General features: G+C 58.7%; 19 protein-coding genes. 5 read left to right on the top strand and 14 right to left on the bottom strand.

What is annotated here, in order from left to right:
- Positions 1-32: 32 nt before the first annotated feature.
- A complete protein-coding gene (locus tag QPL94_RS13440; RefSeq protein WP_137437449.1) occupies positions 33-473 on the top strand; it encodes a YqaA family protein in 441 nt (146 codons plus the stop codon).
- Here QPL94_RS13440 and QPL94_RS13435 read toward each other — a convergent pair.
- Positions 416-1,858, bottom strand: a complete 1,443-nt coding sequence (locus tag QPL94_RS13435) for an ABC1 kinase family protein (RefSeq protein ID WP_285358050.1) — start codon at positions 1,856-1,858, stop codon at positions 416-418. The genes QPL94_RS13440 and QPL94_RS13435 overlap by 58 nt on opposite strands.
- 257 nt (positions 1,859-2,115) lie before the next feature.
- Between QPL94_RS13435 and QPL94_RS13430 the strand changes: the two genes are divergently transcribed.
- Positions 2,116-3,198, top strand: a complete 1,083-nt coding sequence (locus tag QPL94_RS13430; protein WP_285358049.1) for a GGDEF domain-containing protein — start codon at positions 2,116-2,118, stop codon at positions 3,196-3,198.
- Here QPL94_RS13430 and lipB read toward each other — a convergent pair.
- From lipB to QPL94_RS13375, 11 genes are all read right to left on the bottom strand, one after another.
- Entirely contained in the window at positions 3,195-3,827 is a 633-nt protein-coding gene (lipB, locus tag QPL94_RS13425) for a lipoyl(octanoyl) transferase LipB (protein WP_137437446.1), read from the bottom strand. The two genes, QPL94_RS13430 and lipB, sit on opposite strands and share 4 nt — an antisense overlap.
- A gap of 4 nt (positions 3,828-3,831) precedes the next feature.
- Positions 3,832-4,101 (bottom strand): HP0495 family protein, encoded by a 270-nt coding sequence (locus QPL94_RS13420; protein WP_137437445.1) that lies wholly within the window; start codon positions 4,099-4,101, stop codon positions 3,832-3,834.
- 28 nt (positions 4,102-4,129) lie between these two features.
- The gene (locus QPL94_RS13415; RefSeq protein ID WP_285358048.1) at positions 4,130-5,296 is read right to left on the bottom strand and encodes a D-alanyl-D-alanine carboxypeptidase family protein; all 1,167 of its coding nucleotides are present in this window, start codon (positions 5,294-5,296) and stop codon (positions 4,130-4,132) included.
- Positions 5,297-5,327: 31 nt separating this feature from the next.
- Positions 5,328-6,200: a septal ring lytic transglycosylase RlpA family protein gene (locus tag QPL94_RS13410; RefSeq protein ID WP_502881547.1), complete on the bottom strand. Its 873-nt coding sequence runs from the start codon at positions 6,198-6,200 to the stop codon at positions 5,328-5,330.
- A complete protein-coding gene (gene mltB, locus QPL94_RS13405) occupies positions 6,197-7,225 on the bottom strand; it encodes a lytic murein transglycosylase B (protein ID WP_285358047.1) in 1,029 nt (342 codons plus the stop codon). The genes QPL94_RS13410 and mltB overlap by 4 nt, the downstream gene beginning before the upstream one ends.
- A gap of 88 nt (positions 7,226-7,313) precedes the next feature.
- Positions 7,314-8,456, bottom strand: coding sequence for a rod shape-determining protein RodA (gene rodA, locus QPL94_RS13400; RefSeq protein ID WP_285358046.1), 1,143 nt, complete (start codon positions 8,454-8,456; stop codon positions 7,314-7,316).
- Positions 8,456-10,348, bottom strand: coding sequence for a penicillin-binding protein 2 (mrdA, locus tag QPL94_RS13395; protein WP_285358045.1), 1,893 nt, complete (start codon positions 10,346-10,348; stop codon positions 8,456-8,458). Before mrdA ends, rodA begins: the two co-directional genes overlap by 1 nt.
- A 9-nt stretch (positions 10,349-10,357) precedes the next feature.
- Positions 10,358-10,828: a 23S rRNA (pseudouridine(1915)-N(3))-methyltransferase RlmH gene (gene rlmH / locus QPL94_RS13390; RefSeq protein ID WP_285358044.1), complete on the bottom strand. Its 471-nt coding sequence runs from the start codon at positions 10,826-10,828 to the stop codon at positions 10,358-10,360.
- Positions 10,829-10,830: 2 nt separating this feature from the next.
- Entirely contained in the window at positions 10,831-11,181 is a 351-nt protein-coding gene (gene rsfS / locus QPL94_RS13385; RefSeq protein ID WP_285358043.1) for a ribosome silencing factor, read from the bottom strand.
- 87 nt (positions 11,182-11,268) lie between these two features.
- A complete protein-coding gene (gene nadD / locus QPL94_RS13380; protein WP_285358042.1) occupies positions 11,269-11,901 on the bottom strand; it encodes a nicotinate-nucleotide adenylyltransferase in 633 nt (210 codons plus the stop codon).
- Between the two features lie 6 nt (positions 11,902-11,907).
- Entirely contained in the window at positions 11,908-13,164 is a 1,257-nt protein-coding gene (locus QPL94_RS13375; protein ID WP_285358041.1) for a glutamate-5-semialdehyde dehydrogenase, read from the bottom strand.
- Between the two features lie 180 nt (positions 13,165-13,344).
- Here QPL94_RS13375 and QPL94_RS13370 point away from each other — a divergent pair, with 180 nt between their 5' ends.
- Genes QPL94_RS13370 through QPL94_RS13360 form a run of 3 tightly spaced genes read left to right on the top strand, consistent with a single transcriptional unit; the run spans position 13,345 to position 16,810 of the window.
- A complete protein-coding gene (locus QPL94_RS13370) occupies positions 13,345-14,364 on the top strand; it encodes a GGDEF domain-containing protein (RefSeq protein WP_285358040.1) in 1,020 nt (339 codons plus the stop codon).
- Positions 14,361-15,359 carry a GGDEF domain-containing protein gene (locus tag QPL94_RS13365; protein ID WP_285358039.1) on the top strand — a complete coding sequence of 333 codons (999 nt, stop codon included), beginning with the start codon at positions 14,361-14,363 and terminating at the stop codon, positions 15,357-15,359. The genes QPL94_RS13370 and QPL94_RS13365 overlap by 4 nt, the downstream gene beginning before the upstream one ends.
- On the top strand, positions 15,356-16,810 hold the full coding sequence (locus QPL94_RS13360) for a bifunctional DedA family/phosphatase PAP2 family protein (protein WP_285358037.1): 1,455 nt from the start codon (positions 15,356-15,358) through the stop codon (positions 16,808-16,810). Before QPL94_RS13365 ends, QPL94_RS13360 begins: the two co-directional genes overlap by 4 nt.
- A 7-nt stretch (positions 16,811-16,817) precedes the next feature.
- On the opposite strand, the gene QPL94_RS13355 is transcribed toward QPL94_RS13360, so the two are convergent.
- Complete coding sequence (locus QPL94_RS13355) at positions 16,818-17,396, bottom strand: LON peptidase substrate-binding domain-containing protein (protein ID WP_137437896.1); 579 nt, start codon at positions 17,394-17,396, stop codon at positions 16,818-16,820.
- 55 nt (positions 17,397-17,451) lie between these two features.
- Positions 17,452-18,708, bottom strand: a complete 1,257-nt coding sequence (locus tag QPL94_RS13350) for an HDOD domain-containing protein (protein WP_285358036.1) — start codon at positions 18,706-18,708, stop codon at positions 17,452-17,454.
- Positions 18,709-18,761: the final 53 nt, after the last annotated feature.

Genomic DNA, 18,761 nt, shown 5'->3' with positions numbered 1-18,761 from the left:
GGTACAACAACCTGTCTTGGTGAGGAGAAACATTGGCCTATCTTACCCTTTTCATGACCGCCCTCGCCGCTGCAACACTGTTGCCGGCGTACTCGGAAATACTGCTCGGCGGCATGGTCACACAAGGTTATTCACTCTGGTGGATCTGGTTCTGGGCCACCGCCGGCAATACCCTGGGTTCAGTCGTCAATGGGGTTATCGGCCGGCAGGTGGATCGCTTTAAGCACAAGCGCTGGTTTCCGGTGACGGAAAACCAGCTGGAGAAAGCTCGCACCCAGTTCAACCGTTACGGGCAGTGGTCATTGCTTATGGGCTGGTTACCTATCGGCGGCGACGCGCTGACTCTCGTGGGAGGCATCATGCGCGTGCCCTGGCTCAATTTCGTGGTGCTGGTGGGCATTGGCAAGGGAATTCGCTATGCCTTGGTGATATGGCTGGTACTGGAGGCATCCGGTGTCCCCGGGTCTCCGTAGAGGTAGTCCCGCAGCAGTTCCTCACCATTGAACTCGGCGTTGAGCACGGCGATGAAGGTATAGACACCAATCAGCTTACGATTGAGAAAGACAAACTCTTTCGGCGGAACCTTGAAGTAACGGCTGATGGCGGACCGTGCCGCCTGGCGGGCAACCCGGGACGGCAGGTCGCTCTGTTTCCAGCGATATTCGCCCTTGTCGTTTACGGCGTAATCCGGCCAACTGCTCCGGTCCCGTGACAGGGGTTCCAGCACCGACATGCAGACGGCACCGAACTTTTCCAGCACATCTGCTGGCCAGTCCACGCTCATGAAACGGAGCTTCACACCGCCATCTATGACGGCTTCAAGGTCACCCTCGTAGGAGGCCCGGATCATCTGGATAACCGGGTCGAGAAACGCTGCCGAATAGGACTGAACCGCACCGAAATCCAGCAATACGATCTGGTCATGCTGGCTGTCAGCACCGTTCTCGCCGGCAATGCGGATGCGATAGTTGCCAAAGTTGGGGTCGGTCTGGATTTCACCCCAGACGAACAGCTCCCTGAAGAACAACTCCAGCGCCGCCCTGCCAAGTTCACTGCGGCGCTCCAGAGACAGCTCCCTGACTGCCACAGAACTGACCGAATGGCCCTGCTCGTAGGTGGAGGCGATAACGTGAGCCGTGCAGTATTCGTCCAGGACCCGGGGCACCACAAAGCGCGGATCGTCCAGCAGCATCTGCCGGAATTTCTCCGTGGTGCGGGCTTCAAGGCGATAATCGACTTCCCGGTGCATCATGTCCCGCACTTCTTCCAGCCAGTCATCAAATTCCGGGCCAAATGACACCAGGCGTGCCACCTTGAGCAACTGGGCTACCGAGTTCAGATCACTGTCTACCGCCTCGTCAACGCCAGGGTACTGAACCTTGAGCACCAGCTCGAGCCCGTCACTGCGCCGCCGGGCACGGTGAACCTGGCCCAGGGAGGCAGCGCCGATCGGGTCCGGGTCTACTTCCAGTTCCGCCAGCCGGTCAGCACCCAGCTCGTCTTTCAGTACGCGCTCAATGGCGGACCACTCCAGCCAGGTGGTCTGGTCTTCCAGGGTATGCAGCGCTTCGGTCACTTCCTCTGGCAGGAAGTGCTCGCCGTACAGAGCCATTACCTGTCCGATCTTGACCACACTGCCTTTCAGCTTACCGAGCTCGTCCACCAGAAATTCGGCCTGGCTGGACAGCATCTTGCGATGCCTGGCATCCCGTTTGTCCTTGCTGCCAAACCAGTTGGTGGCCATATGGGACGCCATGCGTGTACCGGCAAACAGCCCGGCCCTTGTGAGGGTAAGCCGGCGTTCAAAACTTCCGGTCTTGATACGTGCAACGGAGTTGTTCCTGGATCTGGATGCCATCAAAAACCTGCCCGGTTCAGTAAGTGTTGGCGCTATAGGCCATCACAACCATTATACGGATACCTCTGCGCTCCAACCTAACCGATGCGCCATCAAAACCATGGCCCTGAGGCCAATGCAAATGCCCTGTCTCCTGTTTACTCATGGAGTCTGGAAACGGTTTACGTTTTTACACAGATCCTGCGTGCAAAGGCGTTTAGTATTGAGCGCAGGCCCTGGAGCCCTCGCTCATAACCAAAAACAACAAGACCATCATAATGCCACAAACGACCAGCAGAACATCAGACACCCAGCTGTCGCAGTTCCGGGTAAAGGGCGAAATCCCGGTTCCCATGCTGATCGGCTGGCTGACACTGGCTGCCATCCCTATCCTTCTGTTGTTTGCCTGGCGCTCGCTGGATCGCGGTTTGGCAGGCTCTGCCACCATTCTGATCGTTTTTGCGGCCCTGCTCAGCATCAACGGTATTGTCTATCTCGCCAGCCATAACAGTACCCTTCAACGTCGTGGCTTCATTACTGTTATCACGGTGCTGTTTACCTACCTGGCTGTCAACGCGATAGAGGACGGCTCCGCCATTATATGGCTGTTTGCCTATCCGCCGATCATCTTTTACATCAGTGAGGCAAGAGTCGGCGTGATTGCCTGCGCGGGAGGCCTGGCAGCAGTAGCGCTTCTGTTCAGCCCGCTGGGAGACATGGCGTTCAATTCTCCCTACAGCACCAGCTTTCGCCTGACCATGCTGGCTGTTCTGGGCTTCGAAATGTCCACCTGCTATGTGCTGGATCAGAGCCGACGGCGGAGCAAACTGGGGCTACTCAAACTGGCAGCAGAATTCGAGTATGCGGCAAAACACGATGCACTGACCGGGCTGGCGAACAGGCGCGAGGCCCATGAGCAACTGGAGGCCGAGTACCAGCGCTATCTTCGCAACCGGCGCCCGTTTTCAGTCCTGCTGATGGACATCGATCTGTTCAAGTCCGTAAACGACAAATATGGTCATCATGTGGGCGATCAAACCATCATCATGGTCGCCCGTACGCTGCAGGATCAATGCAGGAAGGTGGATACGCTATCACGCTGGGGTGGCGAGGAATACCTCGTGCTCTTGACGGAAACGGATACCGCTGAAGCCGTCCAGACGGCCCATCGAATACGCCAGACGATTGCGTCAACACCGGTGAATGCCGATGGCCAGAGCATCAACACCACGATCAGTATTGGCGTGGCGACCATCCAGGGATCGGAGTCCGTTGACCGCCTGCTGCAACGGGCCGACGAGGCGCTGTATCGCGCCAAGACCCTGGGCCGCGATCAGGTGCGTGATTCCGGGGGGCGCTAAGGAATACGGCGAATTCTGCCGTGGCCCAGACTGGCGGCAAGTTCGCCAGACAGAATGGTTGTGATATCGCTGATGTCCACGCCCGGAGCAAAGTCACGGATCTGACACATAGACATGCCAGCGTAACCACAAGGATTGATACGACGAAATGGCTCCATATCCATGGACACATTCAGTGCCAGACCATGGAAGGAGCATCCCCGCTTCACTCGCAAGCCAAGAGAGGCAATCTTGGCCCCATCAACGTAAACACCTGGAGCATCAGGCCGCGGTGAGGCGGAAATCCCGAACGTGGCGAGGGTCTGGACAATCGATCGCTCGATCACATCCACCAGCGCCCGCACGCCGAGCTTGTGCCTGGTCAGGTCAATCATCAGGTAAACCACCAGTTGCCCGGGCCCGTGATAAGTCACCTGCCCGCCCCGGTCTACCTGAACGACCGGTATGTCGCCCGGTGCCAGAATATGCTCGGCCTTTCCTGCCTGGCCCTGGGTGTACACCGGTGGGTGCTCCAACAGCCAGATTTCATCCGGCGTTGAAGCATCCCTGTCAGCGGTAAAGGCTTTCATCGCCTCCCAGGTTTCCAGATAAGGCTGTTCTCCCAGTGTACGAACAATCAATTCGTCCATCTGGTCACAGCACCATATGGACCCGGCCACTGGCCTTGAGCTCTTCGAACAAGGCTTTGAGCTGCGGCTCACCCGTAGCGACGATGGTCAGGTTGACCGAGGAGAAGCGCCCCCCGCTGCTGTCTCTGACAAACACATCCTTTTCGGAAAGTCCTGGTGCGTGCTGCTCGACGACTTCCACCACAAACTCCACAAAGTCCGGAGCGGAATCCCCGATGACCTTGATCACATAGTCACAGGGGAACTCGATTTTGGGTGCCTTCGGCTCATTCATCGCGGATCTCTCCCAGGCGCACCGGCCATTAGTCGAACAATTGCATAAAGAATAACTTGATGGCGTCCCATATGCGCTTGAAGAATCCACCTTCGGGCACATCACTGAGGGCAAGCACCGGCTGGTCAACCAACACTTCGTCGTCCAGCTTCACCGTCACCCGTCCCAGCTCGTCCCCTTTAGACACAGGCGCCTTGATCACGGAATCCATTTCTACCGTGGACTCCAGGGAATCACGGGAGCCCCGGGGAATGGTCACGTGAACGTCCTTCATGAGACCCACCGACAGGCTGTCACTCTCGCCACCCCAGACCTTTGCTTCTAGCAGCTCCTGGCCATTACGGAACAGGCGCTCTGTCTGGTAATAACGGAAGCCATAATTGAGCATTTTCTGGACTTCCTGAGCGCGGGCGGCTGTGCTGTCGGTGCCCATAACCACCGCAATCATGCGGGTATCGTTTCGCTTGGCTGACGCCACCAGACAGTATCCCGCCTCTTCTGTATGGCCTGTTTTCAGACCGTCGACACTGTCATCACGCCACAACAGGCTGTTGCGGTTAGGCTGGCGTATATTATTGAAGGTAAAGTGCTTTTGCGCGTACAGCGGATAATTTTCCGGGTAATCATTAATGATCGCCTTGGCCAGCAGGGCGAGATCGTAGGCGGTCGAGAAATGATCCTGGGACGGTAACCCGGTGGCGTTAGCAAAACTGGACTCATTCATCCCCAGAATCTGCGCCTGCTGGTTCATGATATCAACGAAGGCATCCTCGCTACCGGCAACGAACTCCGCCAGGGCAACGGAGGCGTCGTTACCCGACTGGATAATGACGCCCTTCAGCAGATCCTCCACAGACACCTGGGTTCCCTCCTGCACAAAGGTGCGCGAACCTTCGGTGCGCCAGGCGTTGACGCTGATGGGTACCATGTCGGACATGGCGATACGCCCCTCATCCAGCTCCCGCTCAAGGATATAGGCAGTCATCATCTTGGTCAGGCTCGCAGGAGGCAGACGCTCATGGCTGTTTTCCTCCATGATGATCCGCCCGGACAGCGGGTCCATCAGAATGTAGGAGCTAGCACCGATCTGAGGCGGCGACGGGATCAGCACAGACTGTGCCGCAGCAGGCATTGCTGTCAGCAGGGCCAACATGAGAACAGCGGTACAGGCGCGGAATACGTTGTTTATTACCATGGGTCCATTCAATATCTAGTGGGTGACTGGTTCAGTGTGTATCGGTCAGCAATATTGACTGACCGAATCCTTGGTTTTCAAGCAGACTCTGGGTTCTAAGCGCCTCATCTTCATCCCTGAACGGCCCTACCTGAACCCGGTGGAAGCGGCCTGAGGCCGTTTCTATTTCCCTGACCCGCATGGGGTTTGCAACAGCCCGCCGGGCGCGATCCATAAGAGCCTCGGCAGGATTACGCTGGCTGAACGAACCGAGCTGCACGAACAAAGCCTCGTTGCCGGTTCCCGGGTCAGCCAGGCGCTCGGCATCAACCGGCGCCCCTGCATCAGGGAAGGGCCTGCCAGCGAGTGTCATCGAGCCATCCGGTTTCACCGTGATAGCTGCCACCTCTACCCTGGCGGTGCCCCTGCCCTGGTAGCCCAGTTTCTTGGCGGCAGCGTAGGAAAGATCGATCAGGCGATCACCATGGAAAGGGCCGCGATCATTCACCCTCACGATCACTGAACGGCCGTTATCAAGGTTGGTTACGCGGGCGTATCCCGGAATCCTGAGGCTCTTGTGGGCAGCGGACATCTCATACATGTCAAAAACCTCTCCGTTGGAGGTTTTATGGCCATGGAATTTCTCGCCATACCAACTGGCCGTGCCCCGCTGGACATAGCCGTCATTGCTCTCCCGGACCCAGTATTCCTTGCCCCAGACCTTGTAGGGGGACTTGTTACCGGCCCGACGGGGTTCTTCATAGCGGGGGCTCGCATCCTGCAAGCCGGATGCGTCAAAACTGCCAGCTGGCGCCCTGTCCTGAGACAAGGTGTACCTGGAGGAATGATCCGGTTCCGGTGATGAAGCACATCCCGCCAGAACCAGGGCTCCGGCGATAACCAATAAGAAAGTGCGTGTAATCACGAGTTATTATTCACCCCGTTCTGTTTTTCTGGCTGACTGGCCTGTTCGCTCAGTGCATTGGCCAGCTGGAATACAGCCATGGCGTAGAGATGACTGTGATTGTAGCGGGTTATCACATAAAAGTTATGGTATGTCAGCCACAGCTCAGGGCCATCGGCACCAGCAAGGCGGATTGCCCTGGCTTTTGCATCAGCAGCCACATCGGCTTCGGGCGACAACCCGGCCTGCCGATAGTCATTGACTGTGAGGGTCGGCCTCAGTTCCCCTGTCAGCATTGGTGAACCTTCCGGCAGGCTGTTGTGCATAGGCTCCGCCACCGGCGCTCCCTGCTTCCAGTGATGGGCGCGAAAATAATTGGCCACACTGCCGATCGCGTCAACCGGGTTGTTCAGGATATCGGCTACGCCATCGCCGTCGAAATCAATAGCGTAGTGACGGTAGCTGCTGGAGATAAACTGACCATACCCCATTGCCCCGGCATAGGAGCCGGTAAGAGCTTCCGGATCAAAACCCTGCTCGCGGGTCATCAGCAGATACTGCACCAGTTCACTGCGAAAAAAACGACTCCGCGGGGGGTAATCGAATGCCAGGGTGGCCAATGCATCCAGCACCCTGTGGTTGCCCTTGTACGTGCCATACCAGGTTTCCACACCAATGATCGCGGCAATGACCGATGCCGGCACCCCGTATTCATCTTCAGCCCGTTCGAATGCGTCCCGATACTGACTGAGAAATTCCACGCCCTGATCAATTCTTTCCGGACGGATAAAAATCTTGCGGTACTGGTGCCATTCCAGTGTTTTTTCAGCTGGCCGGCTGATGGACTCCAGTATCGAATCCTTGCGTTCGGCGGTTGCCAGTAACGCTTTGACCCGGCTCGCCTCGAAGCCGTAACGCTCCGCCATCTCGCGAATAAAAGCCTGGCCCTCAGGTGTTTTGTCGTACTGCGCCGATGCCAGCGCCGGCATGACCAAAACAACGACCACCACAAGTGCGTTACGCGCCCTGTTAATGACTGCTTTCATGAAACTCCCTGCAAGGATGAGGCTGCCAAGATTACCACGACGACCCGCGAAGCAACCATTACCCGGCGTCCATGCTGGTGCGGGACCATCAGGCACTGATCATACGCCTGTGGGTCTGTATGGACATAAGCACTCCAAAGGCCGCCATAAGCGTAACACTGGAGGTTCCGCCATAGCTGACAAGCGGCAACGGAACCCCAACCACCGGAAGCAGCCCGCTGACCATCCCGACATTGACAAACACGTAGATGAAAAAGGTCATGGTCAGCGCTCCGGCGAGCAGGCGGCTGAAAGAGTCCTGAGCCGTGGCCGCAATATATAGACAGCGCAGGATTATCAGCAGGTAGAGCACCAGCAGCGTCAGCATACCGACGAAACCGAACTCCTCCGCCAGAACCGCAACGATGAAATCCGTATGGCTTTCCGGCAGAAACTCCAGATGGGACTGGGTTCCCTGAAGCCAGCCCTTGCCGTCCATGCCACCGGACCCGATCGCGGTTTTCGACTGAATGATATTCCAGCCGGCACCAAGGGGGTCGCTCTGAGGATCAAGCAGGGTCAACACCCGCTGTTTCTGATAATCCCGCATCACGAAGAACCACATCAATGGCGCGGCCACAGAAACCATGGCAAAAAAGGCCCCGATCAATCGCCAGCTGATCCCCGCAAAGAACACCACAAAGATGCCTGCAGCCCCGACCAGCAGGGAGGTACCAAGGTCCGGCTGCAGGATGATCATCGCCATGGGCATCAGGGCGATCAAAAGCGCTACAGCCACGTGGCGAAGGCGCGGCGGCAGGTAGTGGCGCGACAGATACCAGGCCGCCATCATCGGCACCACCAGTTTCATCAACTCAGAGGGCTGGAAGCGGGGTAACCCCGGTATCGCCAGCCAACGTTGCGCTCCCTTGGCGCCCACCCCCACCAGCAACACCGCAGCCAGGCCGGCAATTCCCGCGGCAAACAGCCAGGGCGCCCAGCGCCTGAAGACAGAAGGGTCAAGCTGGGCAAAGACCAGCATCACCACCAGCGCCACGCCCATGCGAACGCCCTGGGCCTTGACCACTGCCATATTCTGGTCGGCCCCGCTGTAGAGCACCACCAGCCCACCGGCGATAAGCGCCAGCAAAAGCAACATCAGCACCGGATCTATGTGCAAAAAAGACCAGATGCCCCGTGGACCGGAGAGTGGATGGCGCAACGACTCACTGAACATGCTTCCGGCCGCCATCAGTGGGAATCCCCCTCTGATGAACCCACAACCAGCGCCTCTCCTTCTTCGGGAAAGCCCAACAGCCAGGCGTCAAACATTGCCCGCGCCACGGGTGCCGCAGTACCGCTGCCACTGCCGCCATTTTCCACGATCACGGAAACTGCAATCTGCGGGTCATCCACTGGCGCAAAACCCACGAACAGGGCGTGATCCCGCAAACGCTCCCGAATCTCTTCCTCGTCGTACTCTTCGTCTTCAGCCAGACTGAACACCTGGGCAGTGCCGGTTTTGCCAGCCATGCGATAGGGCGCACCCTTCGCCGCACCGCGAGCGGTGCCTTTGCTGCCGTGCATCACTTCCGCCATGGCTTCCACGACATACTCCCAATCGTCAGGGTTCTCAAGCTCGATGGACTGGTGATTGCCGGTGGGCAGCACCTCATCAATCGATCGGTCGCCCTTGATATCTTTCAGCAATCTCGGCTCGGACCAATTTCCACGGTTGGCGAGAACCGAGGTCGCGGTTGCCAGCTGTAATGGTGTTGCCAACATGTACCCCTGCCCGATGCCGAGGTTTACCGAGTCACCCGGATACCAGGGCTCACTGTGAACGGCACGCTTCCAGTCCCTGGATGGCAACAGCCCACTCAAGGCCCCGGCAACATCCAGGGTCGCATCTTCGCCGAACCCGAACTCCGAGAGGTATTGATGCATGGTGTCAACGCCCATGGCCACGGCTGCTTCGTAAAAATAGATGTCGCAGGATTCAGCCACCGCCGCCGTGAGATCAACCCAGCCGTGACCACCCCGCTTCCAGTCTCGCCAGGGACGCCCGCCAGGAGTCAGCCGGAAGTATCCGGGGTCCCATATGGTCTTGTCCCGGGTTACAGCACCGCTGTCGAGAGCCGCAACTGCGAGCATGGGCTTGAGTGTCGAGCCCGGAGGGTATTGGCCACGCAGGGCCCGGTTGAAGAGGGGTTTATCGACACTCTTGCTGAGCTCACGATAGGCCTCAACACCAATGCCGGTTACAAACAGGTTGGCGTCGAAACCGGGAACACTCGCAAGGGCCAGAATTCCCCCGGTGGAGGGCTCAATCGCAATAATGGCGCCACGCCGGCCATCCAGCAGTTCATGTGCCAGCTGCTGGAGCCGTAAATCCATGTGCAGCCGGATGTCCTCGCCGGGTACGGGATTCTCCCGCTCAAGCACGCGCAGAGTCCGGCCCCGCGCGTTGGTCTCCACATGCTGGTAGCCGACACGCCCGTGCAGAAGCTGTTCGTAGAATCGCTCCACACCGGACTTGCCGATATAGTTGGTACCCGCATAGTTAACCGGATCAATACGCTGCAGCTCCTGCCGATTGATCCGGCCCACGTAGCCGAGGGCATGGGCGGTCAGCTCACTGTGGGGGTAGTAACGCACCAGCTCGGCGGACACCTCGACACCGGGCAATTCATGGCGATGGACCGCCAGGCGCGCAATTTCCTGCTCGTTGAGATCATAACGCAGGGGGAGTTCCTGGAACGGACGGCGGGGCTCGAGGAGCCGCCGGTGGAAGCGCTCCATATCCTCGTCGGAAATGCTGAGCATACCCTGAAGTTTGGCGAGGGTCTGTTCCATGTCGCCGACGCGCTCGGGCACCAGCGTGACGCTGAAAACCGGGCGATTTTCGGCCAGCAGCACATCGTTACGGTCGTAGACCAGCCCCCTGGGCGGAGCTACGGATTGCACCTGGACACGGTTTTTGTCGGAGAGCGTGGTGTAGATGTCGTGTTCAACAACCTGCAACTGATACATCCTGGCAATGAGCAGGCTCAGCAATACGAACACCAGTAACAACATCACCACGGTGCGCCGCTGGAAAAGGCGCCGTTCGGCTGCAGTGTCTTTGAATTCGCCCCAGGGCATATCAGTTTCCTAGGCCCGATGGTATGGGTGATTACGGGTGACGGACCAGGCCCGGTAGAGCTGCTCGGCTAGCAGGATGCGCACCAGCGGATGTGGCAAGGTCAGAGATGACAGTGACCATAACTGATCAGCTCTGGCCCGGCAGGCGTCGGCAAGACCATCGGGGCCACCGACAAGGAAACTGACGTCCTTGCCATCCTGCTGCCAGTTTTCAAGCTGGCTGGCGAGTTTTTCAGTGGACCAGTTGCGACCACCCACTTCCAGCGCAACAACGTGGTCGCGGGGGCCGACAGCAGACAGGATCGAATCCGCCTCTTTCTGCATCAACCGCGGGATATCCGGATTTTTGCCACGATGAGCCATCGGTATCTCCACCAGCTCAACGCTCAGTTCCGGCGGCATCCGGCGGGCATACTCGTTAAAGCCCTGGCTGACCCACTCGGGCATTTTCTGCCCTACACAGACCAGACGTAACCGCATGACTATTCGCTACCTGCAGCACCCAGATCCGGAGCATCACGCCAAAGGCGCTCAAGATCATAAAATTCACGGGTTGCCGGCATCATGACGTGAACCACCACATCACCCAGGTCAACCAGAATCCAGTCGCTGGCGTTGGCACCTTCCACATTACTGGCTCTGACCCCCTGATCCCTCGCTTCCGACAACACCGAATCCGCCAGGGATTTCACATGCCGGTTAGAGGTTCCGGAAGCCAGCACCATGTAATCCGTGACACTGGTTCTTCCCCTGACATCAATAATGCTCACGTCCTGCGCCTTGACGTCCTCAAGCGCACCCACGACCAGTTCTTTCAGTTGCTCAGCCTGCATAATCACCCTGTTGGCGGGCAGCGGCGAAGGCGGCCACCCGAAAAGTCATATTCAGACGGGATTGTAGCACTAAAAGTTCCCGTCAGGTCACGCGCCGTAGAGTCCCTGGCGACGAATTTCCCACCATACGCTGTCAGGCAGGAGATACCGGGGCGAGCGCCCCGAGAGAATCCGGTCGCGAATGCCCGTTGCCGAGATATCCAGCAAGGGCGGATCCAGTTCCAGGATATGGCCACAGGGGGCTCCATAGAGCGCCTCCACCCCACTGACCGAGCGCTCCTCAAGCAGGCGTGCCGGAGCGCTGCCCGGCTCCAGGCCGGGCCCCGGTCGTTGCACCACCACAATGTGCGCCAGCTCAGGAATGCGCTGCCATTCCTGCCAGCGGTCAAAACCGGCAAAGGAGTCAGTGCCCAGAACCATCGTCAGCGGCTGGTCCGGACCCAGTTCCGCACGGACCTGGCGCAGGGTTTCTGCCGTATAGGAGGCGCCACCGCGCCCCAGCTCCCGTTGATCCAGCGTCAGCCCGGGCTCATCGGCAATGGCCAGTTCCAGTAGCGCCACCCGTTGCTCGCTGGTTGCGCCGGGAACCTCCCGGTGAGGAGGCACGTGACAAGGCATCAGCGACACCTCGGGCACGCCCAGCCGCTCCCGAAGCTCGACTGCCAGGCGCAGGTGGCCGTGATGGATGGGGTCGAAGGTACCGCCGTAGATGACATGCATGCAGAGTCAGGTCCGGATGTGGCCATCGCCGAACACCACGTATTTCTGTGATGTCAGGCCTTCAAGGCCGACAGGGCCCCGGGCGTGGATCTTGTCCGTCGAGATGCCGATTTCCGCACCCAGGCCGTATTCAAAACCGTCGGCGAACCGGGTAGAGGCATTCACCATGACCGAAGCGGAATCCACTTCCGTCAGGAATCGCCGTGCCCGGGTGAAATTCTCGGTGATGATACTGTCGGTGTGTTGCGAGCTGTAGCAATTGATATGAGTAATGGCGCCATCCAGTCCGTCAACAACCTTAACCGCGAGAATCGGGGCCAGATATTCGGTTGCCCAGTCTTCTTCTGTGGCAGCAGCCACATCCGGCAGGATTTGCACGGTCTGTTCACAGCCCCGGAGCTCGACGCCCTTCTCGCGAAATGCCTCCGCCAGCAACGGCAGGATGTCGCTGGCAATTTCCTGATCCACCAGCAGGGTTTCCATGGTATTGCAGGTACCGTAACGCTGAGTCTTGGAATTGAGAGCGACCGCCAGAGCCTTCTCCGGATCTGCGTGGCTGTCGATATACACATGGCAGATGCCGTCCAGATGTTTGATCACCGGAACACGGGCATCACGGCTGATTCGCTCGATCAGGCCTTTGCCACCGCGGGGAACAATCACGTCGACAAACCGGGGCATGGTGATCAGCTCGCCCACGGCAGCCCGATCGGTAGTTTTGATGACCTGAACGGCATTCGCCGGAAGCCCTGCGTCTGACAACCCCCTGGCGAGGCACTCTGCGATAGCCTGATTGGAATGAATCGCCTCGGAGCCACCCCTCAGAATGGTGGCATTACCGGATTTGAGGCACAGGCTGGCTGCCTCAACGGTCACGTTGGGCCGCGACTCGTAGATAATGCCGATCACCCCCAGCGGTACCCGCATGCGCCCTACCTGTATACCGGACGGACGGTAGGTCATGTCGGTAATCTCACCGATCGGATCCGGCAGCGAGGCCACCTGGCGAAGCCCCTCGATCATGCCATCGATGCGTGCCGGGGTCAGTTCCAGCCGGTCCAGCATGGCGTCATCAAGACCGCTGCTGCGGCCATGCTCCAGATCCCTGGCATTTGCCGCGGCCAGCTCATTCCTCGAGGCATCCAGTGCTTCTGCCGTCGCCAGCAACGCCTGATTGCGAACCGCTGTTGTGGATCGGGCTACTGCGGTGGCGGCTTCCCGCGCCTGCTGCCCCACGTCAGCCATGTAAACTGCAATATCCATCCGATTACCTTTAGATTTTTGAACCGATTGTGCGAATCAGGGCCTAACTTTACCTTTCCCGTTTCAAGTACGCATCCCAAGCGATTATTATACCGCCCTGACACAGGTTATTACGCGGGTCATTGAACAGTACCTGCTGTATGCTTTGAAAACACGGACGCCCGGGAGAGGACGGAAACCATGGCCCAGATGGCCGAAAAATTCCTGCTAAGCCGACTATCGAGAACAGGATTCCTGATCCTGCTCACTATCGCTGTATTCGCTGTGATTCAGCGGGAGCCACTGACCGCTGTTACGGCCATTATCGGCGCCGGCCTGGTCTTCACCAGTAGTGCGTTTCACCCCGGACGATTCCGGCAACCCTGGCCGTCCATTCATCGCTTGCTGTTCGGGGCCCTGCTACTGCTCCTGGTCACCAGCCTGTGGACCGGGCCCTGGAACCTGACCCATTGGATCTATGTGGCGCCATTGATCGGGTTTGCCTTGCTGCCGGTTTTCTGGGGCGCCTGCATTACCGTGCTGGTAGCCATTATGGCGATGTTTGCCACCCATTGGTCCGGTGGAATCCCGGAACGCCATCAGATGATCAGCGCTCTGCTGCTGACCATCATGCTGTCCGGTTTACTGGTATTTCTCCGGGAGTACAAATCCCGGCAACTGGCGCCCCTGCGCCGCACCGACGAACTGACTCAGGCGGCCAGCCGGGAATACCTGTCTGCCGACCTGCACAAGGAGATCCAGCGCAGCGAGCGGGAAGGCACCGACATGTCGGTGATCATGATCGGCCTGGACACTCACCTGAGCGACAACAATCCTGACGCCGACATCCGCTCCATACTGCCACGAATTGGCCGCTACCTGCACTCACAACTGCGGGATTTCGACACCTATTATCGCGTGGCGGATCTGCAGTTCCTGATTATCCTGCCCGGCATAGCGACCACAGATGCAGCCACACTGGCCGAGACCATCCGCAGGGGCCTGAGTACCCTGCTGGCCTCCCATCAGTTGGACCTTACCGTTAGCGCCGGCATTGCGGGGCTGAACATAGGCGATGATGCCGACAGCCTGCAGCAGTCCGCCGCCAATGCCCTCAGGCGGGCTCAACAGCAGGGCGGTAACCGGGCCCAGTCCTACAGCACCTGGTCCCACACTGCACCACCGGCAAGCACCGAAGGTGCCGGAGGGCCGTCGTCATGACCGAGACACGCCTCAGAAGCTTCACTCACCTGGCCGGCTACCTGTTTGCCAGCCTGTTTATTGCCAGCCTGGCCTTCCAGAATCTTCGTTATGGTTTCTACAAACTGTTCTTCCTGGCGTCCGGCATGGCACTTCTGACCATTGCTGGCGCCGGCTATACGTTCATCTGTCGCCGCCACCAGTTGTCAGCACCCGGGCACCTGATCATCCTGACGGCGCTCAACAGCGGCCTGGTCGCTGCAATCTACGTACTGGATCCGCCCGGAATCAGTCACTGGGTTATGCCCCTGGTGCTGCTGAACCTGTTGATCCTGCCCTTACGCCAGGGAATGATTCTCTCGCTACTGCTACTGGCCGCACTCGTGCTGTTCCTGTTGCTCACGCAAACGGTCACCGCCACTGTCACCATCAGCACGGGAGTGTTTGCGGTGATGGCTGTGGCAGCACTGTATATCTGGCACTATGACCACATGGCGCAGTCCGCGGAAGACCTGGCGATCACCGACCCGGTGACCGGTGCCCATAACGCTCGCTTCCTGGATGAAACCCTGCAGAAAGAAATCAGCCGCGCAATCGAGATGTCCCACTCCCTGTCCGTCGTATCACTGACTATCGATTATGCGGATGAGGCCGAGGATCTCCACGGCAAGGCCGGCATGCAACGGCTGCTGCGGGATCTCACACAGCACCTGTTCGGTGTCATTCGTGCCGGCGACACCCTCTACACGCTTGAGGACGGCGAGTTCTTCCTGATCCTGCCGTTCACTCCGGAGGAAGGTGTCAGGGTCATCGCTGAACGCATCCGCAGAACCATTGCAGAACAGACCTGGCCCCTGGCGGGCAAGGTCACTGTCAGCCTCGGGTGTACTACCCGCGCCAGCTCTGACACCCGCACGGCCGACCTGCGAAAACGGGTGCGGCAGGCAATGGAGGAGGCCAGAAAAAGGGGCGCCGATTCGGTCTGGTATAGTCAGGGAGAAGTTCGCCAGCCATGAGTTCGGAGTGGCTGCAGGCATTGACGGCCTGGCTCGGTGCCAACCCTGGATGGCTTTCGGTCGCCCTTTTCGCGACGGCCTTTCTGGAATCCCTGGCTCTGGCCGGCATCCTTATCCCGGGCGTGGCCATCATCTTTGCAGTGGCGGCACTTGCGGGCCAGGTTTCCATACCGATTCTGGAAGTGCTGTTCTGGGCGGGAGCCGGAGCCATTGCCGGTGACAGTGTCAGCTTTGCCCTCGGCAGACTGTTCCAGGGCCGGCTGGAGAAGCTCTGGCCGCTGAATCACTTTCCCGGCTTTGTCGCCAAAGGTGAGGTTTTCTTCCATCGCCACGGTGGCAAGAGTGTGATTATCGGGCGGTTCGTTGGCCCGATTCGCCCGATCATTCCCCTGATTGCCGGCGCCTTTCTGATGCCCTGGCGTCGATTTCTGGCGTTTAACCTGTCCTCGGCCGTTGCCTGGGCGCCCACCTATGTTCTGCCTGGCTACCTGGTCGGCAGCGCCCTGGCCAGTGATTTCAAACCACCTGCCCATTTTTATCCGGTCATCGGGGTCAGTGCCGGAATTTTGTTGGTGATCTACCTGCTGCTTTTCCGCTTCCAGCTCGGGCTTGGCCATAGCAGCCGGCTTTACCACTGGATTGCCGGCCTGATGGCCCGCTACCACAGCACTCATCGCTTCTGGCGTCTATATACAAGCCAGCGGCCGGCCCAGGCCGGCGAGTTTCCACTTCCCTCTCTGTCCCTGGCACTGGGTGCCGGGGCACTGTTCATGATCCTGGGGCAACTGGCAACCGCAACGCAATTGTTCGAGCCTTACAACACCCTGACGCTGGATTGGCTGGAACAACTCAGAAATCCATTACTGGATCCGGTGATGATCCTGATCACGCTGTTGGCAGATCCACCCATACTGTTGGCTGCGGCGGCATTGGCCGCGCTCGCGCTGGGCGTGCGTGGTTTCTACGCGGCAGCTTTGCATATTGCCGGTGCAGCCTTGCTGGCCACCCTGCTGGTGTGGGCACTCAAATACCTGTCGGGGATCCCGCGGCCGGACATTGTGCTTGGCCCGCCTGCCTCCGGCGCCTTTCCCAGCGGGCATACCACCGGCATTACCGTGTTTTCGTCACTGGCCGCCGGTTTCGTTGCCCGGGAAAGCCGGCACCGTTGGCGTTGGCGTTATTACCTGATGTTCAGTATTCCCATCGTTCTGGTTGCGCTGAGCCGTCTCTACCTGGGGGTTCACTGGATTACAGATGTCGTCGGGGGAATTCTTCTGGGGCTGTCCATTTCGGGGCTGACCAGGGCCAGTTACAGTCGTTATGATAATATCCCGCTGACAACGGACAGTTCGTTACTGGCAGCGGGTGTTGCCTGGATGCTCTACATCGTCTGGTACATCACTGATAAATGGGCGGAAGCGATCATTCTCTACGGGCCAGTGACAGGCTAGGCAGCTGTCACTTCTGTTCCAGTGCTTCCAGCAACCCCAGCAGCCGCTCCAGACGTTCCAGCGGATCCTGTAGCTCTACCAGGCGCTGCTTTTCCTGTTTGTCCAGGGGAAGCAGCTCTGTCAGCCGCCAGCCAACATCACGGGCATCGTCATAGTCGACGTCCATGCCCAGCTCACGGATGACCGGATGGCGAAACAGCGCTTTCAGGACCGACGGCAGCTCGGTAAACCGCTCTGGAACAGGCCACTCTTCTTCCGCCAGCAGGCACTCCACATCGCCCACATTCAGGCCATCCGGCTGCTGCCAGGAACGCACCACGGTCACCTTGTCCTGACCTTCAACCGTAATGCCCAGCAGGCCATTATCCATCTGCTGGAAATCAATGATGCGCACGTAAGTGCCAATATCATAAAAAGCCGCTGCGGTACCGGTTTCCAACCCTTCCCTCAACAATACGACCACGAAGCCCCGGTCTTCCTTGAGACAACGGGTCAACATGTCGATATATCGCGGCTCGAACAGTTGGAGGGGAATCCTTCCCCCGGGCAGTACAACAGAGTTCAACGGAAAAAGAGGTACATTCATTGTTGGTATTGCCACCAGTCAAGAGCTCCGGAAGACTGACCACCTTGTCATATCCTCAGTGTATTGAAAGCAGGCGATGGACTTCATCCACCCTTGCACGGGCTTCCGTCAGCAGTTGCAGGCTTCGGGAGGCATTCAGCTCCAGCTCGCCCAGCCTTCGGTAGGCAGGCACTTCGTCGAACGGAGGCAGGTTGCCATTCTGGCTGGAACCAATCATGGCATGCAACTGGGCTACAATCACAATATCCACTAACTGGGGGGCCGATTCGCGGCTTTCATGGGCCCAGTCCTCGGCCTGGCGGGTGGCCTCGAGAAAGTTCGCGGGGAAAGACCAGCTTTCCAGAATCGCAGTGCCTACATCTCCCCGAAGCTCGCCAATGGCGTGTTCGAGATTGGCCTGATCTGCAAAAAGGTTAACGTGATGCTCAGCCTGGACCAGCACCGGCACCACGCCGATATCGTGCAGCAAACCGGCGAGCAGGGCCTCTTCCGGGTTTATCGACGTGGCGCTGTCGGCAAGCACCCAACACAGCGCCGCAACTTCGCGGGAGTGGCGCCAGAGCTTGTCCATCTCTTTCTGCAGCGATGCCTGCCTGGTTTTGAACACTTCCCGCATGGCAAACACGGTTACCAGCTGCCGGGTCGTGCGCATACCCAGCCTGACAACGGCTTCACGGACATTGCGGACATCGCTGAAACCCCGGTACAACGGGCTGTTGCAGGCGCGAACCAGCTTGGCCGCCATCGACGGGTCAGCGGAAATGGCGCTGGCCACCTGGTCTGCGGTGGAATCCTCACGATCCACGGTCCGTCGCACCTTCCAGGCCACATCCGGAACGCTGGGCAGGCTGAGCTGGTTGGAGCGCAGCTCGGCATAAAATTCCATCAGCAGGTGATGCTCCTCGTTGCCGTCGTCTCCGAAGCCGTCACCCGAGTCCATCTCCACCTGCGGCACCGGTGCCGAGCGCAGCAGCTGGTTCAGGATATCCTGTGGAATCACCAGAAACTCACTGGCTTTGGTCGCCGTTACGTCATACATTCGCGGCTGTAACCTGGCGATAGGGTTGACGGCTTTGTCGCTCTCCGCATCGATGGTGGATTTGCGGCCGTCAATGGACTCCAGCTCCACGCTGCCTGCTACCAGAAAGAAATCCAGCCCATCACGCACTCCCCGCTCCACCACTCGCTGCCCCGGGCCATGGGTTCTCCGCTCTGCCCGGCTTGCCAGTAACACCAACTGGTCGTCGGTCAACCGGTTCAACGGCTGAAACTGTTTGAGACGACGCAGCGGCAGGCTTTCCCGCCCAGCCATAGGACTACTCCTTGATCAATAGTTCATTAACTCTGTTACACATTGTAAGCACG

The organism is Marinobacter sp. SS13-12 (assembly GCF_030227115.1).
GTDB lineage: Bacteria > Pseudomonadota > Gammaproteobacteria > Pseudomonadales > Oleiphilaceae > Marinobacter.
The sequence above is the reverse complement of the archived record's forward strand: the minus strand, read 5'-3'. Positions and strand labels throughout refer to the sequence as shown.

Coding starts and splice junctions, on each gene's coding strand:
- QPL94_RS13435 (WP_285358050.1), bottom strand. CDS start 1,858: ATGGCATCCAGATCCAGGAACAACTCCGTTGCACGTATCAAGACCGGA.
- QPL94_RS13430 (WP_285358049.1), top strand. CDS start 2,116: ATGCCACAAACGACCAGCAGAACATCAGACACCCAGCTGTCGCAGTTC.
- lipB (WP_137437446.1), bottom strand. CDS start 3,827: ATGGACGAATTGATTGTTCGTACACTGGGAGAACAGCCTTATCTGGAA.
- QPL94_RS13420 (WP_137437445.1), bottom strand. CDS start 4,101: ATGAATGAGCCGAAGGCACCCAAAATCGAGTTCCCCTGTGACTATGTG.
- QPL94_RS13415 (WP_285358048.1), bottom strand. CDS start 5,296: ATGGTAATAAACAACGTATTCCGCGCCTGTACCGCTGTTCTCATGTTG.
- mltB (WP_285358047.1), bottom strand. CDS start 7,225: ATGAAAGCAGTCATTAACAGGGCGCGTAACGCACTTGTGGTGGTCGTT.
- rodA (WP_285358046.1), bottom strand. CDS start 8,456: ATGGCGGCCGGAAGCATGTTCAGTGAGTCGTTGCGCCATCCACTCTCC.
- mrdA (WP_285358045.1), bottom strand. CDS start 10,348: ATGCCCTGGGGCGAATTCAAAGACACTGCAGCCGAACGGCGCCTTTTC.
- rlmH (WP_285358044.1), bottom strand. CDS start 10,828: ATGCGGTTACGTCTGGTCTGTGTAGGGCAGAAAATGCCCGAGTGGGTC.
- rsfS (WP_285358043.1), bottom strand. CDS start 11,181: ATGCAGGCTGAGCAACTGAAAGAACTGGTCGTGGGTGCGCTTGAGGAC.
- nadD (WP_285358042.1), bottom strand. CDS start 11,901: ATGCATGTCATCTACGGCGGTACCTTCGACCCCATCCATCACGGCCAC.
- QPL94_RS13375 (WP_285358041.1), bottom strand. CDS start 13,164: ATGGATATTGCAGTTTACATGGCTGACGTGGGGCAGCAGGCGCGGGAA.
- QPL94_RS13370 (WP_285358040.1), top strand. CDS start 13,345: ATGGCCCAGATGGCCGAAAAATTCCTGCTAAGCCGACTATCGAGAACA.
- QPL94_RS13365 (WP_285358039.1), top strand. CDS start 14,361: ATGACCGAGACACGCCTCAGAAGCTTCACTCACCTGGCCGGCTACCTG.
- QPL94_RS13360 (WP_285358037.1), top strand. CDS start 15,356: ATGAGTTCGGAGTGGCTGCAGGCATTGACGGCCTGGCTCGGTGCCAAC.
- QPL94_RS13355 (WP_137437896.1), bottom strand. CDS start 17,396: ATGAATGTACCTCTTTTTCCGTTGAACTCTGTTGTACTGCCCGGGGGA.
- QPL94_RS13350 (WP_285358036.1), bottom strand. CDS start 18,708: ATGGCTGGGCGGGAAAGCCTGCCGCTGCGTCGTCTCAAACAGTTTCAG.